The sequence below is a fragment of the Argonema antarcticum A004/B2 genome, from assembly GCF_023333585.1.
Taxonomy (GTDB): Bacteria; Cyanobacteriota; Cyanobacteriia; order Cyanobacteriales; family Aerosakkonemataceae; genus Argonema; species Argonema antarcticum.
This window is the reverse complement of the sequence record NZ_JAIQZN010000088.1, coordinates 1-13,033: the sequence shown is the minus strand read 5'-3', so window position 1 is coordinate 13,033 and position 13,033 is coordinate 1. Positions and strand designations below refer to the sequence as shown.

The following is a 13,033-nucleotide window of genomic DNA, read 5'->3' as shown; positions in this document are numbered from 1 at the left end:
CATCGCAACTACTTACCTCTGTTTAATGTGCCAATTGCGTAAGTTCTGTAGCTATGATTCTGATAGAGTAGAAGTTGGTACTTTGAAATTATAGCAACCGCCAAGGTAGTTAGGACGTTCTTAATCCCTGAAACCCTTGATTATACTACACCTTTATTCCCCTAGCCCCTAGCCCCTAGCCCCTAGCCCCTAGCTATAAATGACATCAGCGCTTCTGAACAACCGATACCGTATTATTCGGGCGCTAGGAAAAGGTGGATTTGGCGAAACCTTTCTGGCGGAAGACTCCCATCTGCCTTCCCGTCGTCTCTGTGTGATTAAGCAGCTCAAACCCGTCGCTAACAAGCCGCAGGTTTACCAACTGGTTAAGGAGCGATTTCAGCGGGAAGCGGCCATTTTGGAGCAACTGGGGGAGGGACACGCCCAAATCCCTAAGTTGTACGCCTATTTTGCCGAAGCTGGAGAATTTTATTTAGTTCAGGAGTGGATTGAAGGCGTTACCCTAAATCAAAAGGTAAAAGAGGATGGGGTGCTGAGCGAAGGGGCACTGAAGGAAATACTATTAAATATTTTACCAGTTCTCGATTATATTCACAACAGAGGTATCATCCATCGCGATATCAAACCTGCCAATATCATTCTGCGAGAAAAGGATGGCAAACCAGTTTTAATTGATTTCGGTATTGCGAAAGAAACGATGTATGCTGGGATGGATATTCTAGGGGAAGTTACTAGCTCTATTGTGGTTGGTACAATGGGTTATATGCCACCTGAGCAAGCGGCTGGTAAACCTGTCTACGCTACCGATATTTACAGTTTGGGGATGACTGCTATCTATCTGCTAACTGGGAAACGTCCCCAAGATTTAAAGGCTAACCTTAAAACAGGGGAAACTATTTTTAGTGGTAACGATCGCAATATTAGTTCAAGTTTAGCAGCAGTTTTACAGCGGGCAGTGCGATCGCATCACAAAGAACGCTATCCCAGTGCCAGAGAAATGCTCTTAGCTTTGCACCCTGTCGATCGCGTGTTACCGCAATTACCAAAAACAATTACACCTTCTCCTATTGTACCATCATTTCAGGCAGAAACGAGTAACGCGACAGATCCAGAAACACGAACATTTCTTAGCACTAACCAAACTAACTCAGAAACGAAAAATCCCGACAGTAGGCAAGATTATCGCAACCGCCAGATCTTGCTCAACAAAGTCAAAAATTACTGGATTAAAGGAGTGCTGGAAAGTTCTTTACATGGCAAAGCGCTGATTGAACTCGGTTTGGAAAAACGCCTTGATGCGATCGCAAGTCCTTGGGGCATGGCCTGGGAAACGCCAGATATCCCCAGACAAATTTTACCACCAAAAAGCAAAGTAATCAACCAATTCGACCAACTGGGCGAAGGACGATCGCTGCTAATTTTAGGCGAACCAGGTGGAGGCAAAACAACGACACTTTTGGAACTTGCTCGCGACTTAATTAATCGTGCCAATCGAGACATCAACCATCCCATACCTGTACTGTTTAACCTATCATCTTGGACGATTGAAAAGCAAGGCTTAGCTAAGCGTGACAAAATAAGTTCATTGGCCAATTGGCTGGTACAAGAACTCAATACAAAATATCAAGTTTCCAAGCAAATTGGTCAAGCTTGGGTGAAAGATGAGCAATTATTGCTGATGTTGGATGGTTTAGATGAAGTAAGTAATGAGCGGCGCGATTTGTGCGTTCAAGCTATCAACCAATTCATCCAGGAACACGGACAAACAGAAATAGTAGTTTGCAGCCGTATCAAAGATTACGAAGCACTTTCAACTCGCCTGCACTTTCAAGGTGCTGTCTTCATCCAACCCCTAAATTTAGAGCAAATTCATCAATATTTAGCGGCTGCTGGCGAGGATTTAGCAGCAGTTAATACAGCATTGCAAACAGATATCACTTTGCAAGAATTAGCGCGATCGCCTCTGATTTTGAGTATCATTACCCTCGCTTACCAAGGTATGTCAATTACCGACTTGCCCGGTATGAACTTGGCAGAACGCCGCCAACATTTGTTTGATAATTATATTAAAAGAATGTTCGATCGCCGCAGTCCTAATTCTGAATATTCACAAGAGCGATCGATGCGCTGGCTAAGTTGGTTGGCACAAAGTATGTATCAAGAGTCTCAAACGGTCTTTTTAATCGAGCGAATGCAGCCCAAATGGTTGAGAACCAAACTGCAACAACAGATATATTCTCTCGGCCTTTTGATGATTTTTCTAATAGTGGGCGGACTGATCGGTCAGATGTTATTGCCGATAAAACGGGTAATTTTTTGGCTAATTTTGATTCCGGTGATTTTAGCCCCAATTTTAGGGGTTAATCGGATTAATCCGGTTGAAAGTCTCAAATGGTCATGGAACAACGGCAGTAGGAATATAATTCGCGGATTGATGCTTGGCTTACTTTTTGGCTTGATACTAAAATTACCTTACGAGCTGATTTTTCACCCGTTGCATTGGCAAATTTTTGCACCTCACATGAGGAATTTTCTGTTTTATTCATTGATTCGCGGCATAGTTTTTGCCAGTATTATAGGTATAATTTTTGGGCTAGTTCGCGGGATGACTTCTCCCTCTATCCAAACGATCGCTGTTGCCAATCAAGGTATTTGGCAGTCTCTTAAGAATGCGATCGTCTTCGGCTTGATTGGATTTTTGATGTTAGGAATTGCAGCTAAGATATTGAACTGGCCAATCTTTTTTTGGGGAACTTTTGGACTATCTTTTGGAATGATAGCAGGAGGAGGAGAAGCCTGTATTAAGCACTTCGTTCTGCGCCTTGTCCTCTACTTGAACGGGTATATACCTTGGAACTACGCTCGTTTCCTTGACTGGGGGACCGATCGCATTTTTTTGCAAAAAGTAGGCGGCGGTTACATCTTCGTCCACCGACTGCTGCTAGAGCATTTTGCCCAAATCGAATTGGATTAAGGACTGGGAAGCAGATGAACGCAGATGCAGAGCGGGAATTTTTTAGGTAACCGATGCTACCGGACATGATAAACTAAGACGCATCTAATTTGTATATTTCTAATCTTGCGATCGAAGCGTCAATCCCTCTCCCCATTCCCCCACCTCCCCATCTCCCCATCAGCCTAAATATACAAATTAAATGCGTAGCAGCTTATCAATCACCGCTCGGCAATTCCCTCCCCCATCAACTCTCCCAATCAAGCACGACAGTTAGTGAGGTTGACGAAGTGCGATCGTACAAGCCTGTGCTATTTGGGTAAACCTCCGACGCTTTCACTAACTCTCCTACTATCCCCTCTGGACGATAGCGTCCAGCTTGAGAAAGGCGTAATAAACGATCGGCATCTATAGCCCACTGCCGATCCGGTTCTGTCTCCGGTTCTAGCCCTAAAAGAGTTCGGCCGGGAGTGTGGATACTGTGATAAAGATCGATCGCACCCGTTGGCATAGAGGCAAGCAGCAGAACGCGAGCTTCCTTGCGGCATTTGGGCAAAATTGCTTCGACCTGTCCCTGAGCGGTTCCCGTTACAAAAACAACATCTGCCCCGCCGCGACTGCTCCCCTGGACCAGCGCTTCCGGCCAACCCGGTTCCTCTGGAGAGGCCACCCGCCCAGCACCGAGCTTTTCTGCGTGGGCGCGGGGCTCGGAGCGGCTATCCAAGGCGCTAATGTTTCCGGCACCGCCTAAGCGACTGGTAGAAACTAGCAATAGTCCGTATAAATCGAGACTGAGAATGACGGCGTGGACTCCGATTTCAAAATCAACTCGTCGCATTGCCGCCAAGCAGGGAGCTGCCATACCCGCCAGGAGAGCCGCACTTCGATCGGTTCCGGCTTCCAAGGGCAAGCAAGCTGCTGCTGGTGCGGTGCATTCCTGGGAGTGGTTGCCAGGAGCTAAGACGAGGGAATCAACTGCTAGTCCCTGTGCTGTAGACTCAATGACGCGACCGATAACGGGGATTGGTAATTGAGGATTCCCCTCTGACTGGATATTAGTCAAATCAAGGAGCGATCGCACAACTCGCAGCCTGACGCCTCCTTGATTTTGGATTTTGGATTTTGGATTTTGGATTGACGAAACTTGGGTTTCTGGCATAATTTCTGGCTAAAGAGAAGATTCAGGACTTAGGACTCTTGAACTTTAATCGCTTGTCCATTTTGCTGGGAAGCATAAGCAGCTTCGATAATTCGCTGCACTGCCAGTCCGTCTTTGCCCGAAACCTCTGGCTCTCTTCCGGCGCGAACCGCTTCTGCAAATCGCTGCACAAAGATTTCGCGCTCTCTGGGTGGCGGAAGGTCTTTCACCTCATGCCAGCGGTTGGCGCTATAGCCATCAACTGCACGTTGCGAGCAGAATTTCAGAATTGGGCGCAGTACAATCTGACCGTCTGAACCCCAGACGCGCTCTTCATCCATCCTTGCGCCGACAACGTGGGTGGAGCCGCAAAGCGTGCCAATTGCACCCCCCTCATATTGATAGGTAGCCGAAACAATGTCTTCAACCTCAACTGGGTGGGTAAGGGTAGCGTATTCGGCAAAAACCTGTTTAACGTCCAATCCTGTCAAATGGCGGAAGTAATCGAGGGTGTGGCACAAATTCATAATTAGAACGCCTCCCCCTGCCTTTTCCCGCGATCCGCGCCAGTCTGTTTTTACCCGTCCGGTAAAGCCAACTGTCCAATAAGATTCGTTGCGAACTTGTCCGAAAGTAATTGATGTACCCAGAATGCGTCCAACCGCTCCTTTTTCGATCAGTTCTTTTGCCCGCATCAGGGCTGGACTATACCGCTGACAGTAACAAACGGAGAGAATGCTGCCAGTTTCGCGGGCGACTTCGATCATTTTTTCGCAGTCAGCAACGTTGTTTGCCATCGGCTTTTCGACGATGACGTGCTTGCCAGCTTTCATAGCTTGGATCGCCATCGGGGCGTGCAGGTGATGGGGTACTGCCAGGAAGACGGTCTCGACATCTTTATTGGCTAGTACTTCTTCAAAATTGGTGGTGTAAGGTGCTTCGTACAGACTAGCCAATCGCTTTGCCAGTCTGATATCGAGATCCATTGCGTGGACGATCGAGGTGTTTGATGCTGCTTTGATGGCTTTGGAGTTCTGCAAGGCAATTTCGCCGCAACCAACCATCGCAATTCGCAAGGGTGGCGTGGACGATCGCAGCCCAGGAATAATGGGAACAGGTTCGGGTTGCTTCTGCAACTTGGTGATTATCGATGTTGCCAAGCTCTGCCGATGGAATTGGGGCGTCCAGTCTCCCGGTTTATCCCAACGGATCAATACTCCGATGGAGCGATCGCCTTCTTTCCCCAGCCGCTTGTACATTTCGGGAATCTCCGGCGGCTCCACCCGTTCTGTAATCAGGTCGTCTACGACCAAGCGACCGTCGGCAATTAGATTCAGCACCGCTCCCCATTCCGCCCCCCGCATCGGCCATTTATAGCCTGGAAATGTTGATGATTGCGGGTTGGTGGCAAAGTGCGCCCCAATCAGCACCGCTCCTTTTTTGTAGAGTGCCTCTAGCAATTTTGGATCTTCGGTCACTCCTCTGGTGCTGCCAACGAGAACGATGCGTCCGCCCGGTTTTACAGCCCGGATCGCGTCGCCGATCGCTTCTGGAACTCCGGTAAGTTCGATTACCACATCGGCATTAACTCTCTCAAGTGCTTCTGGTTCGTCTGCGGTGGCGATCGCTCTATCTGCACCGCTACGCAGGGCCATTTCCAGACGCTGTTTGCTGCGTGCGATCGCGATGATCGGATAAGCGCCTGCAATGGCTGCCAGCCTGAGCGTGAGTTGTCCGATCAGCCCGGCGCCCAAAACTGCTACCGACTCTCCTGGCTCTGGGTGGGCTTTGCGGAATCCTTGCAGGGCGATCGCGCCAATGGTTGTGAAGACTGCCCGTTCGGCAGGTACGTCCTCTGGCAAGCGCATTACCTTTTCATCCGGCACTACTGCCAGACTGGCGTGGGGTGCCCAAGCAACAACCATATCTCCAGACTGAACACCGCTCCCTTGTCCGGACATCAGGACGCTACCCACAAAACAATAGCCCGGTATGCGGGGAAAGCTACCAAGGGTATTTGGTAGGTCGAGATAGCTTGCTCTTTCTGTTCCGGGACTGACAAGGCTGCACGTTGCTCCTATCAGTACCTGCTTGCGATCGGGCGGTGCTACTTCTATTGGCTCAAGCGTCGCTTTCTCTTTAGCCGGAAACTGAACGCTCACGCCCCGAACCGTAGTTGTTGGCCCAAATTTCCCTTCTAGCTTTTGCTGTACGCGATCGCGGGCTGATTCCAAAATTTCCAACGGACTTTTCATAAAAATTTACCGCTTTGAGCCTATACAAAAGGTTTTTCTACTAGGGCTGCAAGTTCACTATCTTCAATTTCCTATTTTGGAAAACCACAGGAAAACTAGAAGTCTTTTTCGCCGAAACAACCCAGTAGCGGATAGAATAACTTGTTTGAATTTTACTCACATCTGCGTCGCTCAGATTGTTGTATAGCTAGGGACTAGGGAAAGAAGTGTTTATAATCAAGGGTTTCAGGAATTCAGAATGCCTTAAGCGCGTTGGCGGTTGCTATACCATCGCTCTCCCCTTTAGGTCTGGGGGGATAATGGGGGCTGGGAAAATTTCCCTCTAGCCCCTGAGAAAATGTTTAACGACCGCCAGAAGAGCGCTTATCGCGGTCTATACGCCTGCGATCGCGCCACTCTGCCGCCGTCAGATATATGACTCCGCCTGAGACTGCTAGTAACAGCCCAAAGGCAACCAAAGAAAGAACAGTTAGTGTTGAAGTTTCCACTTTTCTAGAAACCGTTGCGGCCCCAAATCACCATAGAGATCGAGAAGGTAAACAAAACAAGCAGCGAAACCCAACCGAGTGAGAGAATATCCATAGCTGTGCGTTAAACCAAATGTTCCAAGATGACTCTAAGCTTTATCATACTTTGAAGTGATGGAGTTTCACTTTGAACGTCTTGCAAGCAGAACGGATTGAATCTGTCAAGTCAGGAAGCTTTGCTGCTTTGTCTCTTTCTCTGGCTTATGGTATTATCGCGCTGGGAAATCAGCTAGTTTTGGCAAAGCAGTTTGAACCGCTAGCCGATTTGGAAATATCGACGGCAGCGAACTTGCTCTTGAGTGGGGCCATAGCCTGCTTAAGCGGCTTCCTGTTCGGCATCACCTACCGCTACATCATCCGCGAGGATCGAAATTCCCACCTTGAAGATGGGGCGGTGCTAGCTTTTGGGCTGGTGCGGGGATCGGCCCAGGTGGACGTGGGGCTGAATTTCCAGAATGGGTTTTGGTCATTCGGTGTTTTGGGGGTCGAGAGTATTTTATTATTTGCGATCGCCAGATTTACTCTCGACTTAGTTATCTCTCGCGGTTGGGTAAAACCGTTTAAGTCAAGCTAAATTCCTCCAATTCTACTTGACCGTGTATCATATTTCGGTCAACAGCGGAGAAAACTTTATTGTTAGCACGTTCGGAAAATAGACATCCACAAACCAACTGCGCTACATCAGCACGGTGAATTGTCCCGGCGATTTTATAATCCTCGATCAGTACCCCGTTGCCAGTGGCTGGTTCTGACTTCAATCCACCAGGTCGAATTATAGTGTAAGTCAGTCCGCTGTCAATCAAATGCTGTTCCGCTTTTTCTTTTTCCACCAAAACTGGTGCTAGAGTTTGCATTGCTTGTGGCGGTAGGGCGACTGCACTATTGCCGCTGCCAATCGAAGAAACGAGGATAAACTTTTGCACTCCTGCTTTTACCGCTGCATCAATGAGATTCTTGTTACCCAAATAATCTGCCCTTTCTCCATCTTTCGGCAGACCGCCAATCGTACTGATGACGGCGCGGATAGGTTGGCCTTTCTAGGATAAAAAATTATGGCGCGATCGCATTTTCGCTCCGCCAAGGTTGGATATTGTCAAGAATCCGATATTATTGTGTACTTTATTGTACTTTATTTTACTTTCTTATCATTTATTAATTTTGCCTCTTAAAAGAGTAATGATAAAGAAAGTAAGAAATAATTTTTTTTGTAAAGCGTAGCTGGAGGTGCAGTGCCATGCTAAGGCTCAGTCATTCGATTAGTGAAACTGAATATTTAGGCACTTCGGCTGTCAAAAACTTCCTTAACAAGTGCCACCTGTTAATTCAGAATGCCAAGGTGTCTATATCCACTATATTAAAGTGCATAGTATTCCTGGCTTTGTTGCCTGTGGCAGTCTTGCCTCTTTTCAGCTTGGTATTCTTGGTGAATGAAAATGAAGATGAACTGCTTTAGTTATTAGTCATTACAGCAGCTTGCAGCCCTTATGAAATACAGGCCAGAAACCCGGTTTCTTTAAGAAACCGGGTTTCTATGTACCTTACCGATCTGAAAGGTGCTGTAAGTAGGTGCGCGTAAATAAACTGAACTAAGAGAAACCCGGTTTCTAAGGGATTGGCAGTTTTACGTTTAATTATGCCCACCAACTTAGTCATTAGCGAAAAATCAAGTGAAACATTATTTGTTTTTTACCAATGACAAATGACAAATGATATCATGTCCGGTGGCATCGGTTGTCTAAAAAAAATAACTCTCTTATCTGTGTTCATCTGTGTTCATCTGTCTTCATCTGTGGTAAAAATTTAACCCTCGATGACAACAGACAATTTCTCGCATCACGCTTACGCTACCGATGCAACCGGACATGATATGACAAATGACCAATGACCAATAATAGCTACAAAATCTCCCAAGCCTTGCCTTTGTAACCATATTGAACGGTTTCCGGGTGTAGAATCTCAGCCAAAATTTCGACCGAATCGGCCAATCGCGGCCCAGGACGATTGAAGTAGGAATTACCATCTGTAATGTAGACTTTTCCGGTCTTTACGGCCTGCAAATTCTGCCACTCTGGACGTTGGGCTAATATAGTGGCTTCCTGACGGGTGCGGTTGAGATCGAAGCCGCAGGGCATAAAGATAATCACATCTGGATTGGCCGTTACCAGAGATTCCCATTGCAACTGAGGGGCAGGCTGACCGGGTACGCCAACGAGAGGCTGACCGCCTGCTAATTTTACCAATTCTGGAATCCAGTTTCCGCCTATCATCAAGGGGTCTGTCCACTCGATGCAAGCGACGATGGGACGCTTTGTATCGAAGCTAGGCTGAGTTTTTTGCTCGCAAATTTTGACACGAGACTGTAAATCTGATAGAGAAGTCGGTATGCCGACAGCCATCGCTTCGGCAACGTTTTGAATATCTGCCCACACATCGTCTAGCAGGTTGGGCTTTAAGGAAATAATTTGGGGTTGGGCGTGGGTAAGTTGGGCGACGGCTTTTTCCACCTCTGATAGGCTGACGGCACAGACATCGCACTGATCTTGAGTGAGAATGTGTGTTGGTTGCAACTTTTCTAAGAGGTCTAGTTTGATTTCATAGATGCTGAGGGCGTTTTGCAGGAGATAGGTAACGTCTCGATCGATTTGGGCGCTGGGTTGGGAGGAATTTAATCGGGCTTGGGTGCAAACAGGACGGTCTTGGATTTCCGGCGGATAGTCGCATTCGTGCGATCGCCCTACCAGAGCATCAGTTAGGCCCAACAGTGCTACAATCTCTGTTGCACTGGGTATAAGAGAGACAATTCTCAGATTTTTTGCATCAGTCATTGTTGCAACTACTATTTTGACAAGTACTTTTAAAGTAGCGTTAATCTTTAAATTTGTTATCCTTCCTATGTTGCGTAGTGAGATCAAGATTTTTTATAAAGAAATTGTTACAAAAAAGTAGATCCAGCCATAATCAGGCACTAATTTAATGTTGAAACCCCTTCACCTGTAGAGGGATGTGCTTGGTCAGGAAAGGTTCGCAATCTTAACAGCACAATTGTTACCCTAAAGGTGCTACTTAATCACTCGCGCCTCTGGGGTGAAGTTTGCATGGAGCAAAAGCTAGTTGTACCCTATGCCAAGGGTGAGAAAAAGTGGATGAATACCAATAGGGCAAGTATTAGAGATAGGGCAAGGCAAGTTCTCTTGACGGTTAACACGATGCGAGACATCACAACGCCCAAGCAGACAGAGGAAAAGCTCACCCTCTACCGAGAGTTTATTACCAACTCTAACGATGCGATCGCCATTCTCGATCCGCAGGGGCACTACGTCGAACAGAACTCAGCCCATAGAGCCTTATTGGGTTACGCAGATGAGGAGTTGCGGGGGAAAACACAGGCTATTCATACTGGCAGCGATTTTTGCGCGTCGTTTTTTCAGGAACTTGTCAAGTATGGCTCTCACCGTGCCGAAATCATCAGTCGCACCAAAAGCGGGACTGTACTATACATTGAAGTGTCCTCGTTCGCAGTCCGTAATAATGCGGACAACCCCATCTGCTATGTGGCGATTAAGCGAGATATTACCGATCGCAAACGTACAGAGGCGGCCCTACGCCAGAGTGAAGCCAGAAATCGCGCCCTTGCGAACGCAATACCAGATTTAATGTTTTGCGTCCATCAAGATGGCACCTTCTTAGACTTCAAAGTTAGCAAAGAAGAGGATCTGTACCTGCATCCGAGCCAATTTTTAGGTAAAAAAGTAGCGGAAGTGCTGCCAGGTGACCTGAGTCAGCAGATTATGTCCCACATGGAGCAAGCGTTACAAACCGGCTTGAGCCAAATTTTTGAGTATCAACTAACGATCGGTGGCAACCTGCGCCATTATGAGGCTCGGCTCGTTGTCAGTGGCCAAGAGGAAGTACTCAGCATTGTCCGCGACATTACCCAGCGCAAGCAGACAGAACTAGAACTGCGAAAAGCTAAAGAAGATGCCGAAACTTCGAGTCGCTCCAAAAGCGAATTCTTGGCGAACATGAGCCACGAATTGCGAACGCCGCTCAACGCCATTCTGGGATTGTCGCAACTGCTGGGACAACAAATTTTTGGCGCTCTCAATAAGAGGCAGAAGGAATACGTCAACTGCATTCACAGCAGTGGCGAACATCTTTTGGCGCTGATTAACGATATTCTCGATCTTTCCAAAGTAGAAGCTGGCAAAGAAGAACTGACTCTGATGCCAATAAGTGTGTCAGAACTGTGTAATTATTGCCTAAGCCTGGTGTACGAGGCAGCTTTTACCAAGGGGCTGCAACTGACAATTGAAGTAGATCCCGAAGCGGATTTCTGCGTTGCGGATGAGCGACGAGTTAAGCAAATGCTGCTGAATCTCCTCTCCAATGGGATTAAGTTCACACCCGCTGGCAAAGTGGAGCTGATTGTCCGTAAAGTACCCGGAGCGATCGCATTTACCGTAGCCGATACAGGGATCGGCATTGCCCCAGAACATCTGCCGTTGCTATTTCAATCTTTTTGCCAGCTTGATAGTGACCTCAACCGTCGCTATGAAGGTACTGGCTTGGGTTTAGTGCTGACTCGCAAACTGGCCCTTTTGCATGGCGGTGATGTAACGGTGCGATCCGTATTGGGTAAAGGCAGTCAATTCACCCTTTTTCTGCCGGAGCGTCGGCTCAAGGTCCTCAGTAGAGTAGAGCTAGAGCAGCATTCCTCCCCAGAAGCAAGGGATCGAGTAAGCGATCGCCGACAGCTAAAAACTCACAACCGAAAACCTCTAACTGATAGAGCGCACATTTTAATTGTCGAAGACGATAACCGCAGTGCCTTAGTATTAGAAAATTATTTTCACGCTATTGGCTACGAGGTAAAACATCTTCCAAATGGTGTAGGGTTTGTGCAGGAGGTACGAACCTTTAAACCCGATTTTATTTTGTTGGATTTACATTTATCGCATGGCGCAAGCGGAATAGATTTACTGACAACACTGCGACAGGAACCGAACTTACAAGACTTGCCCGTGATCATGATAACTGAATCGGATAGTGAGAGGCAACATTGTTTGGCTGCCGGAGCTAATGACTACTTTACTAAGCCAATTGGAATTGCCCAAATTGAGTCAATCTTGATGCGATATCTTAAATAATTAGGTAAGCGTAAATAAACTGAACACCCAGAAACTGGGTTTCTAAGGGTGCGGCAGTTTTACTTACTTACTTAACTGTGCAATTGGGTGTAGCAGGTTATCTGCATCAGCGTTTTGTAACTGCCAGTTTTCTGAGAGCCACTGCTGATAAGCAAGATCGTAATATTTTTGAGCTGTTACAATTTGGTCTTCAAACTGTTTAAGTTTGTTTGCGTATTTGTATTTCAGCCATTGGATATCACGATCCATTTCCTGCTCTAACTGTTGCTTTTTGTGACTGAGCCAGTTGATGCAGAAGTCAGCTTCTGCCATCTGCCAGTTCTTAAGCCGACCGCTGAAATCCCCTTTTTCGATGAACTTTATCCTAAATTCATCAAGATCCATTTTGTACTCTATTTCCCGTTCGGCGCGAGCTATTTGCTCATCAATTAGATTTAGTTGTTTTTCTTCTTCTTCCGTGATTTCTTTTGGTGACGAGTAGCTTTGGTAATTTTCAATCAAATCTGTATTGTTTTCAGGCCAACCAACTACCCCCTGAAAAGGCTCAGGCCGATCGTTTGTTAAATTAGTAGATGCTTTCACCAACATACCTTACCTCTGAATTAAGATTGATTGCTTCTGCTATTACGTCAGCTAAATAGTCAAAAATTTTCTCAATGATTTGTAAGTTACGATCGCAATATTGCCCCGATTCATCTAGAAATATCACCTTACTGCTATTTCTGGGTAGAGGTATCGCACCCTACACTCGGTACTAAAGCAAACTTTTGATAAAGTTACATTAATCACATTAAAATTAATATAATTAAAGTAATTGTACGTAAATACATAACTAGCATCCAAGCTGTAAACTCAAAATATAGCAACCGCCAAGGCGGTTAGGGCAACCCCAACTCTTACCTCTGGTTCATAATCCCTTACTTCGTCAAGCTTTTCCCTCTTCCCTCTTCCCTCTTCCCTCTTCCCTCTTCCCTCTTCCCTCTTCCCTCTTCCCTCTTCCCTAGCCCCTAGCC

10 protein-coding genes and 1 pseudogene are annotated in these 13,033 nt (G+C 46.7%); 4 read left to right on the top strand and 7 right to left on the bottom strand.

Annotated elements, in window-relative coordinates:
- The first annotated feature begins 199 nt into the window (after positions 1-199).
- Positions 200-2,974, top strand: a complete 2,775-nt coding sequence (locus LAY57_RS27780; protein WP_249070419.1) for a protein kinase domain-containing protein — start codon at positions 200-202, stop codon at positions 2,972-2,974.
- Between the two features lie 226 nt (positions 2,975-3,200).
- On the opposite strand, the gene LAY57_RS27775 is transcribed toward LAY57_RS27780, so the two are convergent.
- From LAY57_RS27775 to petN, 4 genes are all read right to left on the bottom strand, one after another.
- Entirely contained in the window at positions 3,201-4,112 is a 912-nt protein-coding gene (locus tag LAY57_RS27775) for a zinc-binding dehydrogenase (RefSeq protein ID WP_249070418.1), read from the bottom strand.
- 29 nt (positions 4,113-4,141) lie between these two features.
- On the bottom strand, positions 4,142-6,346 hold the full coding sequence (locus tag LAY57_RS27770; protein ID WP_249070417.1) for a bi-domain-containing oxidoreductase: 2,205 nt from the start codon (positions 6,344-6,346) through the stop codon (positions 4,142-4,144).
- A 341-nt stretch (positions 6,347-6,687) separates the two neighbouring features.
- Positions 6,688-6,834: a hypothetical protein gene (locus LAY57_RS27765; protein ID WP_249070416.1), complete on the bottom strand. Its 147-nt coding sequence runs from the start codon at positions 6,832-6,834 to the stop codon at positions 6,688-6,690.
- A gap of 4 nt (positions 6,835-6,838) precedes the next feature.
- On the bottom strand, positions 6,839-6,928 hold the full coding sequence (petN, locus tag LAY57_RS27760; protein WP_249070415.1) for a cytochrome b6-f complex subunit PetN: 90 nt from the start codon (positions 6,926-6,928) through the stop codon (positions 6,839-6,841).
- Between the two features lie 72 nt (positions 6,929-7,000).
- Between petN and LAY57_RS27755 the strand changes: the two genes are divergently transcribed.
- A complete protein-coding gene (locus LAY57_RS27755) occupies positions 7,001-7,447 on the top strand; it encodes a hypothetical protein (protein WP_249070414.1) in 447 nt (148 codons plus the stop codon).
- Here LAY57_RS27755 and LAY57_RS27750 read toward each other — a convergent pair.
- Positions 7,434-7,907, bottom strand: a pseudogene (locus LAY57_RS27750) (SDR family oxidoreductase); the annotation flags it as partial. The gene LAY57_RS27755 and the pseudogene LAY57_RS27750 overlap by 14 nt on opposite strands.
- A gap of 200 nt (positions 7,908-8,107) precedes the next feature.
- On the opposite strand from LAY57_RS27750, the gene LAY57_RS27745 reads away from it, so the two are divergent.
- Positions 8,108-8,326, top strand: coding sequence for a hypothetical protein (locus LAY57_RS27745; protein WP_249070413.1), 219 nt, complete (start codon positions 8,108-8,110; stop codon positions 8,324-8,326).
- A 442-nt stretch (positions 8,327-8,768) separates the two neighbouring features.
- On the opposite strand, the gene LAY57_RS27740 is transcribed toward LAY57_RS27745, so the two are convergent.
- On the bottom strand, positions 8,769-9,698 hold the full coding sequence (locus LAY57_RS27740; protein ID WP_249070412.1) for a cobalamin-binding protein: 930 nt from the start codon (positions 9,696-9,698) through the stop codon (positions 8,769-8,771).
- A 270-nt stretch (positions 9,699-9,968) separates the two neighbouring features.
- Between LAY57_RS27740 and LAY57_RS27735 the strand changes: the two genes are divergently transcribed.
- Positions 9,969-12,020, top strand: a complete 2,052-nt coding sequence (locus tag LAY57_RS27735) for a PAS domain-containing hybrid sensor histidine kinase/response regulator (protein WP_249070411.1) — start codon at positions 9,969-9,971, stop codon at positions 12,018-12,020.
- A 63-nt stretch (positions 12,021-12,083) separates the two neighbouring features.
- Here LAY57_RS27735 and LAY57_RS27730 read toward each other — a convergent pair whose 3' ends face one another.
- Complete coding sequence (locus LAY57_RS27730) at positions 12,084-12,608, bottom strand: hypothetical protein (RefSeq protein WP_249070410.1); 525 nt, start codon at positions 12,606-12,608, stop codon at positions 12,084-12,086.
- Positions 12,609-13,033 lie beyond the last annotated feature (425 nt).